We start from the raw sequence: 24,188 nt of genomic DNA on the forward strand, positions 1-24,188 counted from the left end.
GACCAGGACCGGGGCGGCGCGTTAGTACGACCATGACCGCGATGACCGTGCGGCCGGCACCCGTCATCGACCTAGTCGGCCGCACCAGTGAAGCCGTCCGGCTTCGCTCGGACGAGCCGATCTACGCCGCGCTGGCAGTGCACTGGAGTGCGGCGGGGCGTGTCGTGCCCGGCCAGACTGACCGGGAGTGGACGATGCTGGCAAGCCGCTGCCTGTGGCCCATCCGATAGACCGGCGTCGGTGCGACGGCCTTCCCCCGGGGCCCGCATCACGCCACCGGCCGGCAGCCCCGGAAGCCTGCCCGGCCACCCGGGGCTGCCGGGACCGGCCGGTTCTGGTTTGGGCCCCCTGCCGGCCCGGCAGCTCAAGACGTCTCAGCGGAGCGTGCGGCTGCGGCGGCCGGAGCGCCGCAGGTGCACGCCCAGGTACACCAGGGCCGCGATGAACACCACGATGCCGATGATCAGCAGGTAAAGCAGCCCCTTGGCGACGGCGCCGATGATGCCTAGCACGATCGCCGCGATGACGAGGATCAGGAAGAGTCTCATGGAGCGGGCACCTCCTCGGTGGGTCGGTCAGCGGCGGGCGAGCTGCCGCTCACCGTTCGCGCCGCTCTGGTAGGGCAGGCCGTAGTGCGCGAAGACCGCCGCCTCGTCCTCGGCGGGCAGAACGTCGTCCGTGCCGATCGCCGGGCACTTCTTCACCAGCGACCGGTCGTAGTCGACCTTCACGTAGCCGGGGCCCACGAGCGCGCCGTTCAGCGGGACGAAGACCAGGTGGCGGCGGGTGGGCAGCCCGACCTGGACGGTGGCCATGGCCGGCTCGTCGGTGCTGGTGTCCACGTAGACGGCCTCCATCGTGCCGATCTTGTGGCCGCCCGCGTCGACGACGTCGTGGGTGCGCCACTCGCGAATATCCGCGATCTTGATCATCCCGGGTTCCCTTCGCGCGGCGGTATGCCTGAGCCGGTGCACTTCTCAGCCTGCCCCGCCAAGCCCGCCCACACCAGCCTGGGCGCCTCGCGTCATGGCGGGCGGCGGGGCCGCGACGGTTCTTCTTGGCCGCGTGACGGGCGCCAGGCGGTGAGTGACGGGGATGGACACGGCGTCTGGGCAGGGCGTTTTCTGGAATCACGACCCCGCCCAGTGACGCGACATCGCAGTCCCGAAGGGGGCGCCGTGCACGACACGCTCCAGGTCGCAGTGCACCCGACCGGGCCCGGCAGCTGCCGGGTGACCGTGGCCGGGGACCTCGACCTGGTCAGCGCCCCGGACATCAGGGAAGCCCTCCGGGCCGCCGTGTCCGCCCACGACCGCGTCGACGTGAATTGCGGTCGGCTGACCTTCGTGGATTGTTCCGGCCTGTCCGCGCTGCTGGCCGCCGCCCGCGCCGCGAAGGCCGAAGGGGTGGAACTGCGGCTGTACGCGGTCCCGCACGCCCTGGCCCGGCTGCTGCGGCTGTCCCACACCGGCAGCGCCTTCACCATCGAGCAGCCGGGGTGAAGTCATGGCCGGGCGGGTGTGCCGGTGCGCGTACGTCCTCTGCTCCAGGCCGCTGCCGGCGGGCGCTCGCAGTGACAAGAAGTTCTGTGACCGCACGTGCCGGGCGGCCCATCGCCGTCAATGAACACAAGTCCGATAAAGGGTCAGGGAAGCGGAGTCACCGATAGCGCAATCGCGCCCTGTTGGTTCTCGCCCGGGTGTGCGGATCGGGCTGCCGGACGCCCGATCGATGCGCGATGATCACCACTCCGAACGTCGAACGACGAAGGGGACGGCCATGGCCAAGGGAACGCGGATCACCGGCGAGGCACGCGACAAGATCGCGAACGAGCTGAAGAAGGCGTACGAAGGCGGAGCGAGCATCCGGGCCCTGGCCGAGGACACCGGCCGCAGCTACGGCTTCGTCCACCGCATCCTCACCGAAGCCGGTGTCACCCTGCGCGGCCGCGGCGGAGACACCCGCAGCCAGCCCAGCGCATAACCGGCCGCGGCACGGCGAACCCGCTGGTCACCGCCCCTGCGGACGCGTCATGATGGCCGACGCAAGCCGTACGACGAGAGGACCGCAGAGCGATGCCCCTGTCTGCCCTAACCGCCGAAGCCCGCGCGGAAAACCTCCGGAAGGCGGCTGCCGTCCGCCGCGAACGCAGCGAACTGCTCGACGCGCTCAAGCACGAACGCACCTCCTTGCAGGAGGTACTCGACCGAGATGACCCGGTCGTGGGCAGGATGCTCGTCAAGCGCCTGCTGGAAGGACTGCCCAACATCGGCAAGATCCGCGCCGCCCAGCTCCTGGCCGACCTCGACATCTCCGAGCGCCGCCGCGTCCAGGGCCTCGGCTCCCGCCAGAAGGCACGCCTGCTCGAACTCTTCCCGCCGCAAGCCTGACCGGCTGCGCTGCCGTAGTCCACCACCCCACCCCAGCAGGGCACGGGACAGGGCCCGCAGAAATGAAGCCCTGGCCCCGACGGGAGACCAGGGCTGTCGGTCACACAGTCCGACGAAGTTGCCCAGGACGTGAGGCGTTCCGGGCAGCATGTGCGGGCGGCAGCCGCGAAACCGCTGGGGTAGTCACAGGGTCTCAGGCCGAGGCCGACGGAGCGGAGGACTCGCCACGCCGGCGGTATTCGGCGTTGATGCGCTGTGCTTCTTCGAGCTGGTCTTCGAGGATGACGATGCGGCAGGCGGCCTCGATGGGGGTCCCGTGGTCGACGAGTTCCCGGGCGCGGGCGGCGATGCGCAGCTGGTAGCGGGAGTAGCGGCGATGGCCGCCCTCGGAGCGCAGCGGTGTGATGAGGCGGGCTTCGCCGATGGCACGGAGGAAGCCCTGGGTGGTGCCGAGCATCGCGGCGGCCCGGCCCATCGTGTAGGCGGGGTAGTCGTCGTCATCGAGACGTCCGAACGAGTCGTCTGCTGTCATTTCACCTCTCTGTGGAACACGCGGAGGGGCCCTGGTGCCGTACCGCACCAGGGCCCCGAAGGAACTGCTACACCATCTGCCGACCCTATTACTGCGTCGGCCTTCTGTGTCCGCCGCCCCGACCTGGGAGTTGTCGGGGGTGCGGGGATCGCGGTTGCTTGACCGGAGACCACCTCACTATCGATGTCCTGCGGTACCCGGGCTCAACACTCCGCCCGGGCGATCCTGATGGCGCTCAACTCCTCCGTTCTTCCCTCTGGGATCAATCACTTACCTACCGCTGGTGATGCGAACTACTCGGTGACCTGAGTAAGCGTCACTCTTCGGCAGCCAGCCCCGTCGCCCGTCCTGCATCTGCTCTGGCTTAGAACCCCACTGCCGAACTTCCCGGTGCGCGCGTCCGCAGCCGACGCCTTCACCCAGGTGCTGCTCACTTAACTTCACTGCTGGTACTGCGAACTGCCCTTACGCGTACTGCGGTACTGCTCGCGGCGGCCCCTGATCACTGCGGGCCACCCGGTCCGGTCGTCAGTCCCGTCGCCGTCCTGCAACAACCCTGGCTTCGGAACTCCACCACCGCACCGTCCTGCAAACTGCGGTACTGCTGCCCGGCAGTTCATCTCTGCCAGGCCCTGTTGATCTCGGCTACGAGAGAAACCATAACCACACCGCCATCCAATGTCTACTCCAGCCAACATAGATTTCCGCGTGTTCGACGGTGAGGTAATCGACCTCGTGCAGCGGTGGAGGGCGGGAGCAAGCCGGGTTAACGGGCCGCAGCCGGGGCACAAGCCACGGACACACAGGACCGGACACTGACGATCCAGAGACCAGGGGAACCTGATGGACACGATGAGCGTCAACGTCGCAACCCTCCGCTCCGCGACGGGCCCCGCTGGTACAGGGCATGAAGGTCGCCTTTACCGGTGACACCCGCACTGCACGCGAAGAACTCATCGCACGCTCCGTCGCGGCAGGACTGAACGTGATGGGCTCGGTCAGCCGGCACACCAGCGTGCTGGTCACCAACGAGTGCGACTCCGAGAGCGCCAAGTATCGTGCGGCACGTGGTGCAGGAGTGCCCGTGATCACCGAAGGAACCTTCCTCGGCCTGCTCACCGGCGTGCAGCCTGGAACCGCCCACACCAAACCGGCACCATCGAAGCCGTCCCTACCCGCACAGCGGCGCACCGGCCGCCCAGCCTCCGCCCAACCGCTGTCCGGGCGCCGGGTCCTGGTGCTGGGCGGCCACCACGACGAAGCCTCGGCGCTGCGCACCCGCATTACGGAGCAGGGCGGTGCCGCCGCCGTCAATCTCTCCGCCGGCGTCACCGATGTGATTCTCCTGACCGGTGGAGCCGAGGACCGTCGCATGCCCCACATCACGGCACGCGGACTGCCGGTCCACGATGGCGACTGGCTCGCCACGCTCAAGCCGCCATCGGGCACCGCCGCACAAGTGGGAACGGCCGACCCGGTCCTTCCCCGCGGCGGCGTTTTCGACCTTCCGACTGCACACGGCGGCGCCGGAACATGGACGGTGAGTGCCTCCTGGGGCCATCAGGCCGACTGCGAGATCGACGTGGTCGCCTTCCTGCTCGACGAGGACGAACAGGTCCTGTGCGACGAGGACTTCGTCTTCTACGGGGCGCCCGAAAGCCCCGACGCGACGGTGCGCCTGATCACCGACGGCCCCAGCGAACAAGCCATCACAGCGGAGCTGACCACCCTTTCCGACGCCGTCCGCAAAATCGTCATCGCCGCTGCCATCGACGGAACCGCGACGTTCGCCGATGCCGGAGCAATCGAGATCACCGTTGCCCAGGCAACCGACGCGCGAGCACTGGCCCAGGCCACCCTGGACGCCGCGACGACCGAACGAACGCTGCTGCTCGCCGAGGTCTACCGGCGTGGCCCGGGATGGCGCGTACGCGCCATCGGCCAGGGATACGACCACCAACTGGCCGACCTGGCACGCAGCTTCGGCGTCGACATCATCGACTGAGCTCTCGCCTACCCTGCGGCCGAACCGTTTTGCGCCCGTGAGCCGACTGCTGTCCACACACCGGTGGCCCCCGCCTCGAGCAGCACACGCCACTGCGCGGCCATCGTCGACCGCCTCACCTTCTGATCAGGCGGCGGGGTACGGCAGCAGCCCGCTCGCGGTCTTCTCCCAGGCCGCCTTCAGCTCGGCGAGCAACTCCGGCTTGTCGGGCGCCAGATCGGCCTGCTCGCGCAGATCGGCGCCGAGGTCGTAGAGGTGGTCCTTGCCCGCGGAGTCCTGGTAGTACTTCCAGTCGCCGCGCCTGAGCGCCCGATTGGCCCGCACCCGCCAGAACAGGTCCCGCTCGGGCAGCTTCTCGCCCTTCAGCAGATAGCCCGCGAGGCTTCTGCCGTCCAGCGGATACGCCGGGTCGGGCCGGGCGCCGGCCAGCTCCAGCAGGGTCGCGGTCCAGTCGGGGGAGAAGTTCGGTTCGCGGCTGACCTGGTTGTCGTCGATGCGGTGCGGCCAACGGACGATCGTCGGCACCCGGATGCCGCCCTCCTGGAGCACGAACTTCTCACCGCTCAGCGGCCAGAGGTACGACCAGCGTTCACCACCGTTGTCGCTGGCGAAGTACACCACCGTGTTCTCCTCCTGCCCGGACCGGCGCAGCGCCGCCAGCACCTCGCCGACCGCCGCGTCGAGGCTCTCGACCATCTGCGTGTACTTCGCGACCGAGCCGCCGTCGTCGTGCAGCAGTGCGGCGGTGATCTCGGCCTGGCTCTTGGCGGCCCGGATCTTCGCGGCGATCTCCGCACCGGTCTCGGCGTCCTCCTCGCTCAGCCAGGGCCAGTGCGGGGTGGTGAAGTTGAGGTTCAGCAGCCACGGCTTGTCGTGCTTGCGGCCGACGTACTCCACCGCCCGCTCGGTCAGCACCTCCGTGTAGTAGCGCAGGTCCTTGTACTCGGCGTCCCCCTCGTAGAGGTCGTAGTCGCCGAGCTGGCCGAGCTTGGAGAAGTACTCCAGGACGCCGCCATGGTTGCCGAAGAACTCGTCCCAACCCGACTTCGTGGGGCTGTAGTCGGGCAGCCAGCCGCAGTGCCACTTGCCGATTAGGGCAGTGGAGTAGCCCGCCTTCTTCAGCAGGGAGGCCAGGGTGGGATGGTTCGGGTCCAGACCCTGGGTCCTGTTGGCGATGGGCTCGGCGAGCCCGCCCTTCGTACGGCCCGGATAGCGCCCGGTGTACAGGCTGAACCGGGTCGGCGAGCAGGTCGCCGACCCCGAGTACGCGTCCGTGAAGCGCACCCCCTGCCGGGCGAGCCGGTCCAGGTTCGGGGTCTTGATGTGCGGCGCTCCGTACGAGGAGAGGTCGGCCCAGCCCAGGTCGTCCCCCAGGATGACCAGGAGGTTGGGGCGCCGGCCGGAACCGGCGGAGGCGGTACGGGCCTGGAACGGGCGCTCGGTGGGGGCGGCCTGGTCGGGGGCTGCCACGGCGGCGGTGGCCGTACCGGCGACGGCGGTGACCGCGCCACCACCGACGAGACCGCCGAAGGTACGACGGGATATTTCGGGCATGCGGGTTCCTCGGAACGGACGGGTGCCACGACGGGACACGAAGAGGGAAGAGAAGAAGGGCGGGCGAGGAGACTGTGGGCTCAGCGACAGATGGCGCTGGACTGCCGGCACAGGTCGACGTGGCGCCGCTCCACGAGCGCGACGAGCGCGCGCGGGTGATCGGCGGAGGGCCTCATGCTGAGCGACGGTGCCAGCGGGCAGCCCGACACGTCAAGCCAACGTCCATGCAGTGGACGCACCTGAAAGGTGCGCGGGGAACTGCGCAGTCTTTTAGGGGCGTCTGGGGGCGCAGCCCCAGGACGGGATGGGACGGGTAGGGGTGGCGGTGACGAAACAACCCTCACCCCACCACCCGCAGCAGCAGCACAGCCCGCGCCGGCACCGTAATCGCGCCCCCCGCGCGATGCACGACGCCGGGCGCCCGCCCCTGCTCCTCCCGCGAGGTGTCGACGGCAACCTCGTACCGCTGCGCCCACGGCCTCCCCGGCAGTACGAAGCTGGCCGGCCGATCCCCGGCATGCAGCACCGCGAGGAAACTGTCGTCCACAACCGGCGCCCCCCTGGTCCTAACGGGAATGTACGGGGGGATTCCATGCGCCGTTCCATCGCTGCCGCCGCAGTCGTCACGCTCACCGCCACCCTTGTGGCCGGGTGGGCTGGTAGTACGTCTCGTGGTCCATGCCGTCGGGGAAGTAGTCGGCGCCAGAGCGGGGCGTGACGGCTTCGCACCTGTCCGCGTCGCTGTTCGAGGTCGATTACCTCACCGTCGATCACGCGGAAATCTATGTTGGCTGGAGTAGACATTGGATGGCGGTGTGGTTATGGTTTCTCTCGTAGCCGAGATCGAGCAGGGCCTGGCAGAGACGAACTGCCGGTCAGTAGTACATGCAGTTGCAGTTGGCAGGACGGTGCGGTGGCGGAGTTTCGAAGCCAGGGTTGTTGCAGGACGGCGACGGGACTGGCGACCGGACCGGGCGGCTCGCAGTTATCAGGGGCCGCCGTGGCAGTACCCGTAAGTGCAGTTCGCAGTACTCAGCAGTGAAGTCAGTGAGCAGTACCTCGGTGAAGGCGTCAGCTGCGGGCGCGCGCACCGGGAGGTTCGGCAGTGGGGTTCTAAGCCAGAGCAGATGCAGGACGGGCGACGGGGCTGGCTGCCGAAGAGTGGCGCTGTTCGAGGCCACGAGCAGTTCGTAGTACCAGCAGTACGCAGTTCCGCAGTTCCCGTTTGGTAAGTAGTTGATCAAGAGGGAAGAACGGAGGAGTTGAGCGCCATCAGGATCGCCCGGGTGGAGTGTTGAGCCCGGGTACCGCAGGACATCGATAGTGAGGTGGTCTCCGGTCAAGCAACCGCGATCCCCGCGTCCCCGACAACTTCCAGGTCGGGTCAGCGGATACAGAAGGCCGGCGCAGTAACCAGGGTCGGCAGATGGTGTAGCAGTTCCTTCGGGGCTCTGGTGCCGGTATGGCACCAGGGCCCCTCCACGCGTTCCACAGAGAGGTGTAATGACAGCAGACGATTCATTCGGCCGTCTCGATGACGACGACTACCCCGCCTACACGATGGGCCGGGCCGCCGCCATGCTCGGCACCACCCAGGGCTTCCTGCGTGCCATCGGCGAAGCCCGCCTGATCACCCCGCTGCGCTCCGAGGGCGGCCACCGCCGCTACTCCCGCTACCAGCTGCGCATCGCGGCCCGCGCGCGTGAGCTCGTCGACCACGGCACCCCGATCGAGGCTGCCTGCCGCATCGTCATCCTCGAAGACCAGCTCGAAGAGGCCCAGCGCATCAACGCCGAATACCGCCGCGCCGCCGAATCAGCGAACCCGACGACCGCGGCCTGAGCAGCTGAGACCTGCAACTCTCCCAGGAGCTTCGCGACTGCGTCCCGCGCATGCTGACCGGGACGCACAACGTTCCGGGCAACTTCACTTTCTACAATCAGCGCGGCCGCCGCCCTGGCCATGGGGTTCAAGCTGTCGAGCGCCCTGAGCCCGGGGCGGGCATGACAGTCGCAGCACGGACTTGAGCTGGCGCCGGTCGCCTTCGGGGAGAGCGTCGGGGTGTGTGAGGATCCAGCGAGTGACGGCGCGGGCCGATGGCGGCCGGGGGCCGACCGGTTGGGGTTTGCCGCGAAGGGTCCTGCTGACGTAGTCACGGACGCCGCCGTAGCCGCGTGGATAGCCCTGTTCCCTGATCTCCTCCCACAGTTTCCAGGCGTTGGTGCAGCCTTCCTGCCAACGCTGGTCGAGGTAGGGCTTGTAGGCGTCGAGCCTGGTCACACGACCTTGCCACTGCCCGGTGAACATCTCCTCCGGGGTGGCGGCGCGGGAGAAACGCAAGATCGTGTTCAGGGTCATGCCGAGTTGCCTGGCGACCGAACGCTTGCTGTGACCGGCGGCGAGGAGAGCGTGGATGGTGGCGTGCTTGGCACGGGTGCGTTCGGCGAACCGGTGCCCGGCCGGCCAGGGCGACAACGCGGCCGACTCGGCCTCCTCCTGAGGTTCCTCCGGCTGCATGGGCGTGGGCCACAGGCAGCCGCGCTGCCGGTAGACGCACTTCTCGGCGGCTTCGCCCAGGTTGTGCCAGAGATGCCATCGGTCGGCGACCTGGAGGGCTTGCGGGGCGCCGCGGGTGGCACCGTCGGCGAAGAAGGGAGCCCGGTCACGGCAGATGATCTCGATGCCAGGCCGTTCGGCGAGCCAGGCCGCGAGCGTGTCTGCCTCCCGGTCCGGCAAGAGGTCGATCGGACGGCGTGTTTCGACGTCGACGAGCACGGTTCCATAGATACGGCCCTTGCGCTGGGCGTATTCGTCCACGCCGACCACACGGGGTGTGGCAGTGGCGGGGTCCGGGAGCGAGGCGATCAGCCGCAACAGAGTGTTCCTGCTGACCGGGACTTTGAAGGCGTCCGTCATGCGGGCGCCAGCCCGGCCTGCGAGCGCAAGCCCCACCGACACCAACGTCGATCGCAGCCGCTCGGTCCGTCGTCCGAACAGGCGAGTGAGACCAGGGACTTGCTCAGCGAAGGTCTTGCGTGGGCAGGAGTCCTCCGCGCAGACGAATCGCCGCACCTGCAGGGTCACCACGACGAACTTGCCCGCGCTCGGCAGGTCACGAGGAAAACGCAGGTAGGAGCCATGTATCCGCCCTGACCAGCATCCGCACTCCGGACAGGCCGCCCGCCCTACGGTCGTCCGAGCTTCCACCTGGACGACCGTGTCGGTCACCTTCACCGATTCCACCAACACGCCCTCGACCGAGGAGAACAGCAGCTCATCCGGCTGCGGCAGCACTTCGTTCACGGCGAAGGACTGTCGACCACACTGCCCTCCCGCCGGGCGATTTTCGGGCGAACTCAATCGCCATCACACGAAGATCAACAGTCACCCTGGGTACGCGACCACACGAAGTGGACCAGAGCCCGAGTTTGGACAGCAGTTGTTCACCGTCTCGGGAGTCGGTTGGATCGGGGCGGGGTCGATGTTCACGAGAACGGGAGGCACCTGATCCGGAGCCTGTTCCGGGTGCCGGTCGGTGAGTGTTGAGGGGATTGTCGTGGAGTGGTCAACGGGATTGCTCGGGTTCGCCGCCGGGCTCCTGCTATCGGTCACCACTGCGCCCGTAGGCGTCTCCGGGGCGGTCTTCCTGCTGCCCGTTCAGGTCAGCGTGCTGGGCGTGCCGAGCCCGGCCGTGACACCCACGAACCTGCTCTACAACGTCGTGGCCGGCCCCGGTGCCCTCCTGCGCTACTGGCGAGCAGGGCGACTGGGCGGGCCACTGACCCGCCTACTCATCGCGGGCACCGTCCCTGGCGTCGTCATCGGCGCCGTGATCCGCGTATTCGCCGTTCCCGGCCCGCGCGTCTTCCGTCTCCTCGTCGCCGTGCTGCTGTTACCGCTCGGGCTGTGGCTGTGGCTCCGGAGCGTACGCCCGGCTCCACAGAGCGCCCGCGACCAGCCTTCGCCCCGCGCGACGACGTCGCTGGCCCTGGCCGTTGGTGTCGCCGGCGGCATCTACGGAATCGGGGGCGGCTCCCTGCTCGGCCCGATCCTCGTCGGCCGCGGCGCCCCCGTCTCCACCATCGCGCCGGCCGCCCTGGCCTCCACCTTCGTGACTTCCATGGTCGGCGCGGCCACCTACGCCCTCCTCTCCCTGGCCGCCACGGGCGACGTCGCTCCTGACTGGCTGTTGGGCCTGTCTTGCGGAGCCGGAGGACTTCTCGGCGGATACCTCGGCGCACACCTCCAGCCGCACCTGCCCGAAACCGCGCTCCGGCTCCTGCTCGGCACCCTCGCTACCAGCGTCGGCGCGCTCTACACAGTTCAGGTCCTTCGCTGACCGTGCTGCGTCCAGTCACCCACGGCCCGCTGGGGGAGCGTTCCCGCCGCATTGGGAGGCGGATTTCGAATCGCGGGTGGAGGACTTGCTGGCGGTTTCGGCCTCCCCAGGGCGCGCTCCCTTGTTGGGGTGGGCGGCGTTCTGGGCCCGCTTCTCCGATGTGCCGTGTTCCTTGGCCTGAGGGTCCCTGTCAGCACCGTCACGGCGCGGGACACGTCGGATCCGAGTCGGCGTCGCTTTCCGGCTGAGGCGGGTACGTCAGGTGGCCGTCCTTGACGTGCGCGTTCTTGTTCAGGACAGCCCGCTTCGCGGTGGCGGCGGACGTGATGTCCAAGACTTCGACGCCCGCGACGATCAACGCGTCGGTGATCAGCCTGCGATGGCAGCGCCAGGGAACCGCTTCGCTGCACATGATCGCGGGCCGTTCGTGTTCGGCCAGCTCCAGCAACTCGTGCAGGCCTTCCTTGAAGGCGTCGGTGTCCATGTAGTCGGCGTAATCGCGGAAGGCTTTTACCTGCCATGCGCCGTTCGCGCTCGGCACGCCTTTTGGGGTGTGCCGTCGGCCGCCCAGTTTTGGGATCCACCGGTATTCGATATCGGGAGGCAAGGCATCGATGATCGCTGGCTGGTTCCACTGCGGGAACTTTCTTGACGACGGGAACGAGCGGACATCGACCAGGCAGGTCACGTCATGGGCCCGGAGCATCTCCAGCACTTCGCTGAAGTCGCGGGTCGAATGCCCCACCGTACAGATCCGGTTCACCAGCCTGCCGTCTCGCTCATTTCCTACAGTTTCGTCAGAGCTACCCCTTTGTGGATGGCGATGTGATCGGTCCTGTCGCTTTTGATCTCATATTGCGGGTCGCTTTCGGTGCAGTGCCGCACGTACCCTTTGTACTCCACGTCCCGCGTGTGCTTCTTGATAATGACGCCCTCGACGTACCCGGCTTCGGAGTTCCATCGGACGTGGTCCCCCACAGCGAACTTCTCCGCCATCCCAAGCTCCTTTTGCTCGGCGTTCAGGCGCGCCCGGTCAGTCCTTGGCGGACCGTACGTAGACGCGTCCGCCGTCGGTCTTCGCCTCCCAGCGGGGCTCGTCGACGGCCGCCGGTCCGCGCATCACTTTGCCGTCTTTGAGCCGGAAGACGCTGGCATGCCAGGGGCAGCGGATACAGCCGTCGGCCATGACTTCGCCTTCGTCGAGCGGCCCGCCTGCGTGCGTGCAGGTGGCCGAGAGCGCGTGAAGGGACCCGTGGTGCCGGACGAGTACGACCGGCACTCCGTCCGCTGTCACTCGGAGGGGTTCGCCGTCGCCCAGGTCGGACTCCGCTGCGACGTCGGTCCAGTCGGTCACGGTCTGCTGGAACGCGGTGTGGTTGACGCCTACGCCCTGGACGAGCGACAGGTGCCCGCCCAAGTACGCGGCGCACGCGGTGATGCCGAGCCCGACTCCGCTCAGCGCCATCCCGAGCTCGTGCCGTCCCCGCCTGCGGGCGATCCAGGACGCCGCTTGTACTGCGGACGCCGTCATGTTGCAGACCGCGTGCACGAGGCCGACCCGTTGTGTGGCGCCGTAGGTGTCGGACCAGTCGGACGCTCCTGTCGCCGCGGCTGGCAGCGTGGCGATCAGTCCGATGCCGACGAGTCGACGGGCTGATGCGGCTCCGGCCTTGCCCGCGGTCAGGTCGAGGACGGAGGCCATGGTCCAGGCGCCGATGGGCACGTCCGTGAGCATCGGGTGCAGCGGGTGTCCCAGCCAGGTGCCGGACAGCGCGTTCTTGATCGCGTCGGGATGCGTTGCCCGCGCCACCCAGCCGGCAGCCTTGTGCGAGACGCCGTCGAGCGCCTGCAGGCCCTCGACCTGTTCGGTCAGCTTCGGCAACATGGTCGCTCCTTGTTGCGGACGGACAGGCTGAGCGGCTTTCGGAAAGCTACCGACCCATGGTCTCCCCTGGCCGGGCACCCGCCAACTCGAGCACCTCCCCTTGGACGCGACGACTCTCGGGCACACTCTTCTCGCGGAAACTCGCCAACATCTGTTCTCTTGATGACACCAGATGACGGTCGGCCAGTGACGGCTAGCGTGAAAGCGGGTGGATCATGTCCGCGGCCGAGGGTTATCCGGGCCGGGCGGCTGCCGACAGCCCCACCCTGGCCGAACTGGATGCGCGGCTCGTCCTGTGCCGGGCCTGCCCGCGCCTCGTCGCGTGGCGCGAGGAGAGCGCACGCGTCAAACGTCCAGCGTTCCAGGACTGGGACTACTGGGCGCGGCCCGTGCCCGGCTTCGGGCCCACGGACGCCTCGCTCGTCGTCACCGGCCTGGCACCTGCGGCGCACGGCGCCAACCGGACCGGCCGCATTTTCACCGGCGACCGGGCCGGCGACCTGTTGTACGCGACGCTGTACGACCTCGGCCTGGCCTCCCAGGCCGCATCGACGCGCCGGGACGACGGACTGGAGCTGTACGGGGTCAGGGTCACCGCGCCCGTCCACTGCGCACCGCCCGCCAACAGACCCACGCCTGGCGAGCGGGACACCTGCCGCCCGTGGCTGGCTCAGGAGCTGCGGCTGCTGTGGCCGACGATGCGCTCCGTCGTCGCACTGGGCGCCTTCGGCTGGCAGGCGGCGCTCTCCGCACTGGAGGAGGCTGGCTGGAGCGTGCCCCGGCCGCGCCCGATGTTTGGCCACGGCGCGCGGACGACACTCACTGCGTCGGACGGGACGGGCCCCGCGATCACGTTGTTCGGCTGCTACCACGTGAGCCAGCGCAACGTGTTCACCGGCCGGCTCACTCCGACGATGGTGCGCGAAGTGCTCGAGGCTGCCGCGCACTGCGCCGGCCTGCCCGTGGACGGAAACGGAACCGGCCCGGGGCCGCCCGGGTGACGACGACGCTCTCAGAGGGCGGTATGTGAGTGAGTAGATAGTTTGTCGTCGCCTGAATGTGTAGCAGTGTGGCGTTCCGGCGGGTGGGGGTCGTGGGCATCGTTCAGAGAGCAGCACTGGCGACCAAAGCCTCTGCCGAGGGTTTCGGACTAGACAGCTGCACACACGTCAAGCAATGGGAGAAACTGGGAAACTAGCGAGACTCGACGGACGAGCCTGCGAAGGAGCCGCGCGGTGGGCGACGAGTCGCTGTTCTATCGGCCGGGAAGCACGCTGCTGACCACGATCCGTGCGTATACGGGCGGGCCCGCGCCGAGTCGCCGTGACGACCCGGCCGTCCGTTTCCATCCCGGCGGAGTCGCGTACCACCAGGCGTACGGATACGTTCCCGTGATCAAACTGGGCTGGCCGGCGGTCCGCGCGGTCGCCGTCCTCCCCGGACCGGTCCCGGACCGTCAGGCTCTGTGCGTGTACCGGCTCAACGAACCACCGGAGCCCGACGTCCCGGCCAACGAACTATTCACCGGCACCGGGCGGGGCCTCGGAGTCCACTTCCATGCGCTGTTCGGCACGAAACTCGTGGTGCACCTGCACCACGTACGAGGCCCGTCCCTAAGGAAACTCGCCCAGCGCCTACCAGCCTGGACAGACGGCCGCATCACCCTCACCACCGAACGCCCAGCCTGAGAGGGCGGTAAGTGACGTGCTGCCTGTTTCGCGCTTGCGGCTGGGGTTGTCGGGCTGGTGGTGGCCTCTCCGGGTGGCTATGGCCGTGGCTGGGTGAACAACCCCTGCTCGGTCTCGATCAGGATCCCGCGTTCGACCAGCCGCTTGAGCTTCAGCCGGACGTTGTTGACGTTGCTGGGTGCGATCTCCAGATCCATCGCCTCGCAGACCGCCCGTGCCCGCAGCGGGGCGTCGGCCGCGGCGGACACCGCCATGATCTGCCGGTAGTCCGGATGGTCCGGCAGCTTCGCGGCCGGCGGCGTCGGCGGGGACGGATCAGGCAGCGCCTGCAGGGTCTTGCGGGTGATGCGGACCTCCTCGGCGACCCGGTCGAACTCCTCCAGTTGTGCGGTGAGTTCCGCGATGCGTCCCCGCGTGGCCTCGGCCTGCACGGCGATCTCGCGCTCTTGCTCCTCCAGGTGCGCCAGCACCGCTCCCAAGGTCAGCTCGCTGCCGCTCATGCGCCGCGCCAGGTGGGGGTGGAGGTCACGGTGAGCATCCGGGCCATCCGGTCGCTTATGGCCCAGTACACCCTCGACTCGGCGGAGGCGGGCCGGTGCTCGTAGTCCCGTACCAGCCTGCGGTGCAGCATCATGATCCCGTTCACCTGCTCCACCACCCACCTCTTGGGCTGCGGGACGAACCCGCTGGTCGCCGGGTTGCGCTCGACGACTTCGACGTCGATGCCCACTTTCTGCCCGTGGTCGATGACGGCGGTCTTGAACCCCTGGTCCACCAGGGCCTTGTGCACCGTGTCGGTGTCGGCGGCGACCTTGTCCAGCAGGGCGATGCCGGCGGCGTTGTCGTGCGCGGACGCGGCCAGCACCACCACCGCGATCACCAGACCGAGAACATCAACTGCCAGGCCGCGCTTGCGGCCTGGGACTTTATTTTGCCGCGTCCCTTCCGGTGGTGTCGGCGGGCACCCCGACGGCCGCGTGCAGGCTCTGGGTGTCGAGCACCACCAGGCTCGGGTCGGCCTTGCGCCCCCGGCTCTCGCGGACCTGCCAGCGCAGCAGGTCGTGGATGGTCTGGTCGGTGCCGTCGTCGCGGCACTTGTAGAAGTAGTACTTCACCGCACCGACCGGGGGCAGGTCGTGGGGGAGGTAGTCCCACTGGCAGCCGGTACGGGACTGGTAGAGCAGGGCATTGACGATCTCCCGCATCTCGTAGGCGCCCTGGTGGCCGCTGACGGAGGGATGCTGAGCCTTCCAGGAGGCGATGACGGGTTCGATCAGAGCCCACCGCTCGTCGGACAAGTCGCTCTTGTAGGGCTGGCGGTCGCTCACGAAGAACACTCCAGCACGACAGGACTCCCCGATCAGCCCCGATGCGCCTGCGCCACACGTTCCAGCGACAACAAACGTGGCATCACGTCACATACCGCCCTCTGAGTGTCGGCGGGACTGGCACTCGCGGGGCCTGTAGCGCTCGGGTTTCGGTCAGCGTTCGATGTGATAGCGGCTTTGGGAGATGATGGCCTGGCGGAGTTTTGTGGTGAAGTCGGGGGTTCGGGCGATGCGGTCGACGCCGCCGGCTTTGCTGTGGCGTAGGGCACTTTTGAAGTTTTGCTCCAGGGTGCCGGTCATGCGGGTCATCAGGTCGTCGCTGAGGTGGGCGAGGTCGATGTTGAGGAGATCTCGTGTGGTGGGCTGGCGCAGCCGGGTGAGGGTGTAGGCGGACATGGAGGCCAGGGGATAGAGCCAGTTCTCCAGGGAATCGCCCAGCAGCGGCCGGTCTTCGGCGTACCGGGTGAGGAACATGCGCAGCCTGGTGTGGACATCGAGGCAGAGGCGGTAGATGTCCAGGTCGTGTCGGGACGAGAAGATCTGGGTGTAGTGCTGATCATCCAGCAGCAGGGCATCGGAGTGCCGCAACGCCGTGTGCGGCTCATGCTGGACGAAGGCCGTGAACTCCCGTGCCAGACGGGACATGCTGACAACCCGTTCAAGTGGGAAGCCGAGGTTGCGGTAGTAGCTGGCGCGGCGTTCGTAGTAGTAGCCGCCGGCGTGCGTGAGGCTCTCCTCGATATCCTTCTGGATGGATTCGGTAGCCCGCAGGGCACCGGCAGGCAGCTGTGTCTGACTGTTGGTGGCTCGGATGATGCGGTCACGGGCGGTGCCGGACTCGGGGGCGACGACGACCTTGACCAGGAGCGAGCGGTCACGGTGCTGGCCGCCGCTTTGGAAATAGCTGTAGATTTCGTGACTAGTCTGCAGCCCGTTGACGATCTGGGGCTCCTTGACGACGATCCTCTTGCCGGCGATCTGGGCGGCGTCCGCGACCACCGTGACACCGTTGTTGAACCACCAGAAGTCCTCGCCGGTCCCGGACTTGAGGGTCTCACCGATGGCGTTGTTCACCGCGGTGGACCCTGCGTAGTCGCGCACGTTCGACTCGAACAGCTCCAGCCGCAACGCCTCGTTGCCGGACGTGATGAAGCGGTAGTACTCGTCCAGGCGTGCCAGGCACACGTACCCCTCGCCGAGCGAGGTGCTCATCGGGGTCTCGGTGAAGACCAGTTGTGCGACAGCTTTGGCACCCCGGGCGGTGCGCTCGCGTAGATCTGCGGCGTTGAGGTACTCGATGGTGGCCTCGGAATCGGAGGTGATCTTCGCGATTTCCCTGCGTAACCGGTCGCCCTTGGCCTTCACATTCGGGTGCGGCGCCTCGGATGCTTTGCTGGCATAGATCACCTTGATGCGGACCTGGGGGAAGGAGGACGCCAGTTCTTCGAGGATGTGCAGGAAGCGCCGTGTGCGGTCCAGGAGTCTGGCGTTGGTGTGGCTGGCCAGGTCGTCCTCGTCGCGGCTCATGTCCAGCAGCGCGGGCAGATGGAAGTGCAGCTTCTCGATTACGGTTTCCTGGTAGCCCGAGGTGTTTTTCGCCTGCAGGATCACCAGCTCGATCTTCCCCGCCCGCGACGGCAGGAACTGATGAGCGTCGGCGGTGATGTAGCGCTCGTCCACGAAGGTCCAGATGCCGTCGATGCCGCAGTCGTGCGCCCCGTCCACGATGCCGTCCATGATCTCGTCGGTGTCGAGATCCCAGTCCTGCAGTGCTTTGTCGGCAGCAAAGAAGGTAAAGAAGTCGTCGCGGCTCTTCTCAGGCGCCAGCTTTCGGTGTTGGTCCTCCAGGATGCGGTCCAGCAGCCGCTGGTCATTGTTTTGGGCCGACGTCATGCAGCACCTCCATCAAGGAGCCAGAACCCGGACAAAGAGATGCTGACAGGCTGATGTCACGGTGAACACCCTGCACACCGACAGGAGTTGGAGGAAGGGGGCAGATGCTCTCGTGTCGGTGCCACTTCGACCTGGCGGTACGCAGGTGCTCACCGGTGGACGCCCTGGCGAACAACGTGTCGTAATCAGTGACTTCGTCAACTACCGGGACCCGGTGCGGCCTGAGACCTGCCGGGAGGCCGTCGACCTGGCCGAAACTTTGCTGCCCGCCCCCCCGGGTGGCACCCGCGCGGTCGTCCTCGTCACCGGCACCACCCAGCTGGCCCTGTGACGCACCCTGCTGACGGGAGTCGAACCCACCTCGGCCGCTTCCAGTGTGCTGCGCCGCCGCGACCCCCGCAGCCTGCGCGGCTGGGCTCAGTGGGTCAACATGTTCCACACGGAGGACCGCCTGGTGCGTCTCCATGAGCTGACCGGCGGCTGGCGTCAACTGCTTAAAGACACGCTTCATGTATTCGACCGAGAGGACACCCAATTGCGCTTGGAACCGGTGTTGCGCCAGTGAGTGGCGCCGATTCGCATGGTTGACGGCGAGCGGCTGCCGCCCGATGCCTGGCGCGGCCTATGCATTGCAGGCTGATGAAGGGTGTTGCTGCGCATGCAGGCGGTGTGATGCCGCGGCGGCATACGTCCTCACCTGCTAGACGGTCTACCCGTAGACTCTTCTGTCTGGGTAGACAAGAGAGTTGCGTCTCTGTCAGTCTTCTTGGTGCCGCCGCGTGTACGCGGCTTCTGGGGAGAGGGGTGGGAGTCATGGCAGAGTTTGATCAGCAGTTTGTTTCGGTGCCGGTTCCGCGGGAGTACGTCACGCAGGTGTACGCGTTCCTGGCGAGCCTGTCCGGGGCGACGGTCCCTTCGCCTGCGGCGCCTTCGGAGGTGTCTGGGGCGGACGGGGATGGCGGCTGGCCGTACCGGGAGTGGGGCGTCGAGGACCTGGGGGACCTGGCCGCGAGTCAACTGGCCTCGGTGCAGACCGTGATCGGTCTGCTGGACGTTCTGGCTGAGCAGCCGGGGAGCAAGGTGGGCTACACGTTTCTGGTCGATAGGCTCGGGGTCGAGCGGAATCAGTTGCGTGGCTCGCTGGCCGCGTTCACCCGCGTGGTGCACAAGCACTACCGGCGGCGTAACTGGCCCATGTCCTGGGAGGAAGGTCCGGGCCAGAGCGACGGGTTCAAGTCCGAGTTCTTCTACACCGTGACCGAGGACCTCGCTGCGCGCTGGAAGGAAGTGCGCGCACAGCGGTAACAAGGGCCAATGGGGCCCAGGTCGGGATTCCCTACACCGGCTGCAGTCGCCCGATGGCTGCAGCGCCGTTTGATGCGTCGTTGATGTCGTCGCCAGGAGAGAGGCAGTCTTCATGTCCGGGCCCGTGCAGGACTCGTCGCTTGACCATTTCGGCCCCGACGGGATGCGCCGGATTCCTGTTCCTGGCGCCTACAGGGTACGTCTGCCCGACGGAGCCCGCCGGCAGCTGGAGAGCGTGGGAGTGCCGCTCATCGTGGCCCCCTACTTCACCGCGGCGAGCCCTTCGGACGCCCTCACGCTCGGCGTGTTCGCAGGTCACCATGACCTTGAGCCGCCGCCTGCCGACATGACCGACTGGCTGCGCATCGGCACCGACCGCCTGGCGCACCTGTGTGTGCGTCCCGACGGCACCGTGCAGGCCGTGTTCCTGGACGCGGTGGGGGAGGACGACATGCTGGTCTCCTCGAGCCTGGCCGCGTTCACCGCCCAACTCGCCTGCCTGGACCGCCGACTGCCCGTGATCGCCGCATCGAGGGACCTCTCGGTGGCCGCGGCCGCGTTCCGCGAACTCAACGCTGAACTGCGCCTGATCGACGAGGCGGCGTTCGACGCGCGCGAACGCTGGTGGCCGCGTGTCCTGGACGACGTCCGTCACACCCTGAACTTCCCGTTCTCCTCCGCATTCGAGTACCTCGACGACGCAGGCAGCAAGCAGATCGTCACCGACGCCACCGGACCGGGGCGCGCCCACCCCGAGGAACTTCTCTGGAGCCGGCTCGAGGAACAGGGCATTGCGCCGGAACAGGTCCGCCGCGTCTACTGCGAACTGCAGCCGTGCATGATGCCGGGCCACTACTGCGCCGTCTGGCTGCAACGCACCTTCCCTCACGCCGAGTTCACCCACAGCTTCGACTACGGGCCGGAAGCGGCGTCCCGCGAGGAAGGCCTCAAGGAACTGATCACCTACGCGGCGCAGCAGGCCCGGCGGTGAGCATCCAGAGCTGGCGGCGGCCGGCAGCCGGACGGGAGCCGGCCGCGGCCGCCCTGCTGGCCTGGCTGACAGACTCGGACGCACCTCGCATGTGCCTGGTAACTGGCAGTGCAGGCTGCGGCAAATCGGAACTGCTGGCCTGGCTGGTCGCGCACGGCTCACGGCCTGGCACATCTACCGAGCGCCGTGTGCACGCCGTGGCCCCCCTGCACGGCATCGGCCTGCACGGCGCGGTCTGGGACCTGGCCCATCAGCTCGGCGCCGCCGCCCGCACTCCCGGCGAGCTGATAGCCGCACTGGCAGCCGACCAGCGGCCGACCACGATCGTGCTGCCCGACCTGGACCACTCGGCAGACCCAGAGTCCTTGAGCGAACTGGCCCTGGCCCTGGCCAACCTGCAGCACGTCCGACTCCTGGTCGAAGTGACCCACGACAGCCCACCGGCCGCACGGCTCAGCACACGCGCACCGGCCGTCATGGACCTCGACCACGACCAGTGGACTGACGCCGCCCGCCTCGCTGCCTGGCAAGCAGCCAATCCTGCCGTCCCCGCCCAGCACCCGCAGACGCCGGACTTTGCCATCGATCTGGACGACCCGGCTCAAGTCGTTGGCGCCGACCCAATGACGGTGACCACCCGGTACGAGACCAGCCCCACAGACCACGCAGGGCTGCGCACTGCCTGGCTGCGCGCGGGCCAGTCGCTCACCAACGAACCACACCCCGCAACCCGCGCCCTCATCCTCCAGACCGCCCTCGGCGACAACGCCGACCCACGCCTGGCGGACCATCTGGCAGAGCTCGCCGAAGACGCCCCCTGGCGTCTCGTCTGGAGCCGGGCCAGCGGCGACGTCAGACCGCCCTGGCCCGGCCCCGTCCGCGCGCTGGCGACCGGACGCGACGCGCTCGACGGCACCGTCTTGATGGCCGACCACCGAGGGATTGTGCGTGCCGTAAGCGCGGCCGACGCAGCCCCTCAAGGCCGCCTGCCAAGACCCTTCCCCGCGACCCGCACCCTGGCCGTGCTGCCCGGCGGGATGGCCCTCACCCTGAACAGTCAGGGCCACCTGGACACCCAGCACAGCCCCGCGGCGCCCAAACCGACCGGCATCCAGGCCCTCCTGGACGACGGAACCAGCCCCACGGAACAACTCCTCGACACTGTCCGCGCCCACCTGGCACGCCAGCCAGGCCAGGTCCTCGCCGCATCCGGCACCCTGCTGGCTACCGCGGACCGAGCCGGCTGTGTGCACGCCCATCTACTGGACCAGCCGTCAGCCCGGCCGCAAGTGGCAACCCTTCACCCGACGCCCGTCACAGCCCTGGCAGTCATGGACGTCAAATCGTCGGACGACACGGATCCCCTGCCCCTGGTGTACAGCGGCGGGGCCGACGGCCACGTCCGCGTCTGGTCGCCCGGTCATGATCCACTGTCAACACCGGTTGCCACACGGGAGGTTGCGGTCTCTGCCCTGGCCGCCGCACAGGTTGAAGGCGAGCCCACGCTCGCCATCGCCTGGACGGACGGCCTGGTCGAGCACCACTCGCTCAGCTCCGGCACAGTGCGCCCCCTGCGCCTGGGCTCGGCGGTGCATGCCCTCGCCCTAACCGCCGTCGGCAGCCTGATTGTTGGAACCGATGAGATGGTCGGCTGCCTGCGCCCCTGCTGAACCCACCGGGGCTCAAACAGAACGGTCCACGGTTGACGATCTTTTACTTACCGTAAAGGGTAGGGAGGTTGAAGCTTTACGGGGGAAGGACAATGTGTGGGAAAGAAGCTGCCCGACGAGCTCGTCGAGGTGCTCGACCTCGTCGGCGTCAAGTGGCCCAACATAGACGAGGACGAGGTCCGCGGCAGCGCCAAGGACTACCGCCACCTGGCCGAGGGCATCCGCGACGTCATCACCGAGGGCAACAAGGCCTGCTCTCATATCGTCGCCGGCCGCAGTAAGGGCAAGACCGTCGATGCGCTCGACCGGCGCTGGGGCAAACTCACCACCAAAGACCTGACCACCTTCATTAAAGCCCTCGACGATCTGGCAGATGCCCTCGACGACTGCGCCGGCTTCATCGAAGGTTGCAAGATCGCCTGCATCGCCGAGCTGAGCACCGCCGCCGCGGCCGCCACCGCAGGCGTCATCGGCATGTTCTTCACCGTCGGCCTCAGCGGCCTGCTCAGCGCAGCAGCCATCGCCGCCTGCCGCTTCGCCCTGCACGAAGCCATCGACTACGCCATCGGCGAGATCACCTCGGTCGTCACTGACAAGATCGAGGCAAAGATCCTCGGCAAGATCGAGGACCTGTTCACCGACCAGCTCGACGCCCACGACGACAACGACCTCTCCCGCTACGCCACCGGTAGCGCCGACATGGCCCAGGACCTGGCCATCGAGTTCGATGAGTTCGAGAAGGCCTCGGGCGGCTACGACGAGACCAAGCGCAACTTCGATAAGAAGAAGAACGCGCACAAGACCGGCGGTGCCAAGCGCCGCAGTTCCGTCAAGAAGGACAGCCGCTTCCACAAACTGTCCACCGTCATGGACAAGGCCGAGGACGCCGTCGAGAAGAAGACCGACGAAACCGTCCACGTCCTGGAGAAGCACGGCGGCAAGATCGACGACTCCAAGAAGGAACACAAGAAGAGCGACGAGAAGACCAAACGCGACCTCGACGGCTGCAAGGACGTCCGGACCTACATCCTCAACTCGGACGGCTCCGTGGACCGGCTACTACCCAACGGGCAGATCGATTCGGACGGCCTGACAGCGACAGACCGCAGGAACCTGACCAGCATTATCGAGCCGGACGGGACGGTCTGGCGCCCCCAGACCGACAAGGATCTCCGCAAGTGGCGCACCGGCAAAGGGCACACCGGCGTCGTCACTTCCAAAAAGGTCGACCCGTTCACCAACGACCTCGGCCAGGCCACCCAGCTGGCACGCAAGGCCCGCGACGACTACGGGGCCGGGAACTACGCCGCCGGCCGCTACATCGACCCGAAAAGCAACCAGGAATCCATCCTCGTCGGCTACAGCGACGACCGGTTCCACTCCGAACGCAACATCGGCCACCCCCTACTGCACAACGGAGCACAGTCAGGCCTGCAAGAGGTTTTCACAGAAAGAGAACCATGTCAGAAGAATCCAAGATGCAACAAATGGCTTGACTACTACTTCAAGCCGGCCAACCCCGACCTGACCGTCACCCATGCCGCCGACTACGATCAGAGTGACAAGTCCACCCAGAACAAAGAGCACGCGGCCTACATGGACCGGCTCAAGAAGGCGCACGGGAAGAACTGAGGCGTGATCCCTTGAAGAGCACTCTGACCGCCGACCAGCTCGTGCGCGCTCACGGCCTGGACAACATCGTGTACTTCCCTCAACACACAGGCACGCCGTTGGAACCCGCCACAGCAGCCTTCCTCAGCGCTGTCGGCATCCCCAACATGCGCCTGTTCAAGACACGAGCCGACATCGGACTCGAGGACCCCGACCCCGTCGAGCTCGGAGCCCTCTTCGACCTTGAGGACGACGACTTCGACTGCCCGGCCGAACGCCGACACTGGCAGACCCTCGGCTACCTGCGCACCACCCTCATCGTCATCGACCCGGACTCCGGTGCCGTACACGGCTACCCGGAGGGCGAAGAAGACAGCCTGCCGCTGCACCGCGACGTGGAATCACTCGCCTACTGCCTGACCGAGTTCCGCAAACTCCAGGATGCTCACGCCCACAAAGACAACACTGAAGTAATCGTTCACCACTTCCGCGAGGCCGTCACCGCCTTCGATGCCACCCCCCTCGAAGATGACGAATCAGAGTGGAACACCATCCTCGATGAAATCCTCGACGGGATCTGGTAACTGCAACGCCCCACCAAGATTCCTCGTATCAGCCGTGCTGGTCACCAGACGAACCAGTGGGCGCATTCGGCCTGTCGGGCGTGTACTCCCCCCGCTGTAACGCAGCACACAACCGTCTGAGGTCGCCGACCGGACCGCCCGAGCAGGCCACCCAATCCCCGTCCTCGAACTTAGCGGGATCGATGCTGGGACGCGCCGTGTCGACGTTGACGAACTCGTGGCGCTGGCACAGGTCTTCGGACTTAGCCCTGAGCAACTGCTGGAGCCGCCGGCGGACTGTGAGCACTGCCATGGCGCGCCGCCAGCCGGATTCATCTGCGCGCGGTGTGAAGCCGCCAGCCTGCCCGAGCGCGCACCGGCTGAACCCACCGCATAACGAAGGCCCCGCCTGGAACTCCAGGCGGGGCCACGGT

25 protein-coding genes and 3 pseudogenes are annotated in these 24,188 nt (G+C 67.5%); 15 read left to right on the forward strand and 13 right to left on the reverse strand.

Annotated elements, in window-relative coordinates:
- Window positions 1-32 precede the first annotated feature (32 nt).
- The gene (locus OG574_RS47160) at window positions 33-230 is read left to right on the forward strand and encodes a hypothetical protein (protein WP_326771374.1); all 198 of its coding nucleotides are present in this window, start codon (window positions 33-35) and stop codon (window positions 228-230) included.
- 144 nt (window positions 231-374) lie between these two features.
- Here the strand turns inward: OG574_RS47160 and OG574_RS47165 are convergent, their stop codons facing one another.
- On the reverse strand, window positions 375-548 hold the full coding sequence (locus tag OG574_RS47165; protein ID WP_326771373.1) for a hypothetical protein: 174 nt from the start codon (window positions 546-548) through the stop codon (window positions 375-377).
- Between the two features lie 27 nt (window positions 549-575).
- Window positions 576-932 (reverse strand): PRC-barrel domain-containing protein, encoded by a 357-nt coding sequence (locus OG574_RS47170; protein ID WP_326771372.1) that lies wholly within the window; start codon window positions 930-932, stop codon window positions 576-578.
- A 246-nt stretch (window positions 933-1,178) separates the two neighbouring features.
- Between OG574_RS47170 and OG574_RS47175 the strand changes: the two genes are divergently transcribed.
- The 3 genes from OG574_RS47175 (at window position 1,179) to mihF (ending at window position 2,390) form a co-directional block, all read left to right on the forward strand.
- A complete protein-coding gene (locus tag OG574_RS47175; protein ID WP_326771371.1) occupies window positions 1,179-1,502 on the forward strand; it encodes an STAS domain-containing protein in 324 nt (107 codons plus the stop codon).
- Window positions 1,503-1,779: 277 nt separating this feature from the next.
- The gene (locus OG574_RS47180) at window positions 1,780-1,983 is read left to right on the forward strand and encodes a helix-turn-helix domain-containing protein (RefSeq protein WP_442816781.1); all 204 of its coding nucleotides are present in this window, start codon (window positions 1,780-1,782) and stop codon (window positions 1,981-1,983) included.
- A 92-nt stretch (window positions 1,984-2,075) separates the two neighbouring features.
- Window positions 2,076-2,390 (forward strand): integration host factor, actinobacterial type, encoded by a 315-nt coding sequence (gene mihF, locus OG574_RS47185; protein WP_326771369.1) that lies wholly within the window; start codon window positions 2,076-2,078, stop codon window positions 2,388-2,390.
- Between the two features lie 193 nt (window positions 2,391-2,583).
- Here mihF and OG574_RS47190 read toward each other — a convergent pair whose 3' ends face one another.
- The gene (locus OG574_RS47190) at window positions 2,584-2,922 is read right to left on the reverse strand and encodes a MerR family transcriptional regulator (protein ID WP_326771368.1); all 339 of its coding nucleotides are present in this window, start codon (window positions 2,920-2,922) and stop codon (window positions 2,584-2,586) included.
- 892 nt (window positions 2,923-3,814) lie between these two features.
- On the opposite strand from OG574_RS47190, the pseudogene OG574_RS47195 reads away from it, so the two are divergent.
- A pseudogene (locus OG574_RS47195) lies at window positions 3,815-4,927 on the forward strand (TerD family protein); the annotation flags it as partial.
- A 126-nt stretch (window positions 4,928-5,053) separates the two neighbouring features.
- On the opposite strand, the gene OG574_RS47200 reads toward OG574_RS47195, so the two are convergent.
- The 3 genes and pseudogenes from OG574_RS47200 to OG574_RS47210 form a co-directional block, all read right to left on the reverse strand.
- Window positions 5,054-6,481 carry a sulfatase family protein gene (locus OG574_RS47200; protein WP_326778311.1) on the reverse strand — a complete coding sequence of 476 codons (1,428 nt, stop codon included), beginning with the start codon at window positions 6,479-6,481 and terminating at the stop codon, window positions 5,054-5,056.
- An 80-nt stretch (window positions 6,482-6,561) separates the two neighbouring features.
- A complete protein-coding gene (locus tag OG574_RS47205; RefSeq protein WP_326771367.1) occupies window positions 6,562-6,657 on the reverse strand; it encodes a putative leader peptide in 96 nt (31 codons plus the stop codon).
- A gap of 164 nt (window positions 6,658-6,821) precedes the next feature.
- Window positions 6,822-7,043, reverse strand: a pseudogene (locus OG574_RS47210) (hypothetical protein); the annotation flags it as partial.
- Window positions 7,044-7,984: 941 nt separating this feature from the next.
- On the opposite strand from OG574_RS47210, the gene OG574_RS47215 reads away from it, so the two are divergent.
- Entirely contained in the window at window positions 7,985-8,323 is a 339-nt protein-coding gene (locus OG574_RS47215) for a MerR family transcriptional regulator (protein WP_326771366.1), read from the forward strand.
- An 84-nt stretch (window positions 8,324-8,407) separates the two neighbouring features.
- On the opposite strand, the gene OG574_RS47220 is transcribed toward OG574_RS47215, so the two are convergent.
- Window positions 8,408-9,784: an ISL3 family transposase gene (locus OG574_RS47220; protein WP_326771365.1), complete on the reverse strand. Its 1,377-nt coding sequence runs from the start codon at window positions 9,782-9,784 to the stop codon at window positions 8,408-8,410.
- A 253-nt stretch (window positions 9,785-10,037) separates the two neighbouring features.
- Between OG574_RS47220 and OG574_RS47225 the strand changes: the two genes are divergently transcribed.
- Complete coding sequence (locus OG574_RS47225) at window positions 10,038-10,820, forward strand: sulfite exporter TauE/SafE family protein (RefSeq protein WP_326771364.1); 783 nt, start codon at window positions 10,038-10,040, stop codon at window positions 10,818-10,820.
- A 199-nt stretch (window positions 10,821-11,019) separates the two neighbouring features.
- On the opposite strand, the gene OG574_RS47230 is transcribed toward OG574_RS47225, so the two are convergent.
- Genes OG574_RS47230 through OG574_RS47240 form a run of 3 tightly spaced genes read right to left on the reverse strand, consistent with a single transcriptional unit; the run spans window position 11,020 to window position 12,705 of the window.
- On the reverse strand, window positions 11,020-11,583 hold the full coding sequence (locus OG574_RS47230) for a DUF488 domain-containing protein (RefSeq protein WP_326771363.1): 564 nt from the start codon (window positions 11,581-11,583) through the stop codon (window positions 11,020-11,022).
- 23 nt (window positions 11,584-11,606) lie between these two features.
- Window positions 11,607-11,816 carry a DUF2945 domain-containing protein gene (locus OG574_RS47235; protein WP_326771362.1) on the reverse strand — a complete coding sequence of 70 codons (210 nt, stop codon included), beginning with the start codon at window positions 11,814-11,816 and terminating at the stop codon, window positions 11,607-11,609.
- A 37-nt stretch (window positions 11,817-11,853) separates the two neighbouring features.
- On the reverse strand, window positions 11,854-12,705 hold the full coding sequence (locus OG574_RS47240) for a Rieske 2Fe-2S domain-containing protein (protein ID WP_326771361.1): 852 nt from the start codon (window positions 12,703-12,705) through the stop codon (window positions 11,854-11,856).
- Window positions 12,706-12,920: 215 nt separating this feature from the next.
- On the opposite strand from OG574_RS47240, the gene OG574_RS47245 reads away from it, so the two are divergent.
- Both OG574_RS47245 and OG574_RS47250 read left to right on the forward strand, forming a co-directional pair.
- A complete protein-coding gene (locus OG574_RS47245; protein WP_326771360.1) occupies window positions 12,921-13,706 on the forward strand; it encodes a uracil-DNA glycosylase in 786 nt (261 codons plus the stop codon).
- A gap of 234 nt (window positions 13,707-13,940) precedes the next feature.
- A complete protein-coding gene (locus OG574_RS47250) occupies window positions 13,941-14,393 on the forward strand; it encodes a hypothetical protein (protein WP_326771359.1) in 453 nt (150 codons plus the stop codon).
- Window positions 14,394-14,470: 77 nt separating this feature from the next.
- Here the strand turns inward: OG574_RS47250 and OG574_RS47255 are convergent, their stop codons facing one another.
- The 3 genes and pseudogenes from OG574_RS47255 to OG574_RS47265 all read right to left on the reverse strand — a co-directional run bounded on the left by OG574_RS47255 (window position 14,471) and on the right by OG574_RS47265 (window position 17,614).
- A complete protein-coding gene (locus tag OG574_RS47255; RefSeq protein ID WP_326771358.1) occupies window positions 14,471-14,893 on the reverse strand; it encodes a hypothetical protein in 423 nt (140 codons plus the stop codon).
- A pseudogene (locus OG574_RS47260) lies at window positions 14,890-15,721 on the reverse strand (IS5 family transposase). Before OG574_RS47260 ends, OG574_RS47255 begins: the two are co-directional and overlap by 4 nt.
- Before the next feature lie 153 nt (window positions 15,722-15,874).
- Window positions 15,875-17,614, reverse strand: a complete 1,740-nt coding sequence (locus tag OG574_RS47265; RefSeq protein ID WP_326771357.1) for an AIPR family protein — start codon at window positions 17,612-17,614, stop codon at window positions 15,875-15,877.
- A 376-nt stretch (window positions 17,615-17,990) separates the two neighbouring features.
- Between OG574_RS47265 and OG574_RS47270 the strand changes: the two genes are divergently transcribed.
- From OG574_RS47270 to OG574_RS47295, 6 genes are all read left to right on the forward strand, one after another.
- Window positions 17,991-18,179 carry a hypothetical protein gene (locus OG574_RS47270; RefSeq protein WP_326771356.1) on the forward strand — a complete coding sequence of 63 codons (189 nt, stop codon included), beginning with the start codon at window positions 17,991-17,993 and terminating at the stop codon, window positions 18,177-18,179.
- Between the two features lie 248 nt (window positions 18,180-18,427).
- Window positions 18,428-18,919: a hypothetical protein gene (locus tag OG574_RS47275; RefSeq protein WP_326771355.1), complete on the forward strand. Its 492-nt coding sequence runs from the start codon at window positions 18,428-18,430 to the stop codon at window positions 18,917-18,919.
- Between the two features lie 112 nt (window positions 18,920-19,031).
- Window positions 19,032-19,910 (forward strand): nucleic acid/nucleotide deaminase domain-containing protein, encoded by an 879-nt coding sequence (locus tag OG574_RS47280; RefSeq protein WP_326771354.1) that lies wholly within the window; start codon window positions 19,032-19,034, stop codon window positions 19,908-19,910.
- Window positions 19,911-20,098: 188 nt separating this feature from the next.
- Window positions 20,099-21,580: a hypothetical protein gene (locus OG574_RS47285; protein ID WP_326771353.1), complete on the forward strand. Its 1,482-nt coding sequence runs from the start codon at window positions 20,099-20,101 to the stop codon at window positions 21,578-21,580.
- 96 nt (window positions 21,581-21,676) lie between these two features.
- Window positions 21,677-23,212, forward strand: a complete 1,536-nt coding sequence (locus OG574_RS47290) for a nucleic acid/nucleotide deaminase domain-containing protein (RefSeq protein ID WP_326771352.1) — start codon at window positions 21,677-21,679, stop codon at window positions 23,210-23,212.
- Window positions 23,213-23,223: 11 nt separating this feature from the next.
- Window positions 23,224-23,775, forward strand: coding sequence for an SUKH-4 family immunity protein (locus OG574_RS47295; RefSeq protein ID WP_326771351.1), 552 nt, complete (start codon window positions 23,224-23,226; stop codon window positions 23,773-23,775).
- Window positions 23,776-24,188: the final 413 nt, after the last annotated feature.

Origin of the sequence: Streptomyces sp. NBC_01445, assembly GCF_035918235.1 — a bacterium.
Classification (GTDB): domain Bacteria; phylum Actinomycetota; class Actinomycetes; order Streptomycetales; family Streptomycetaceae; genus Streptomyces.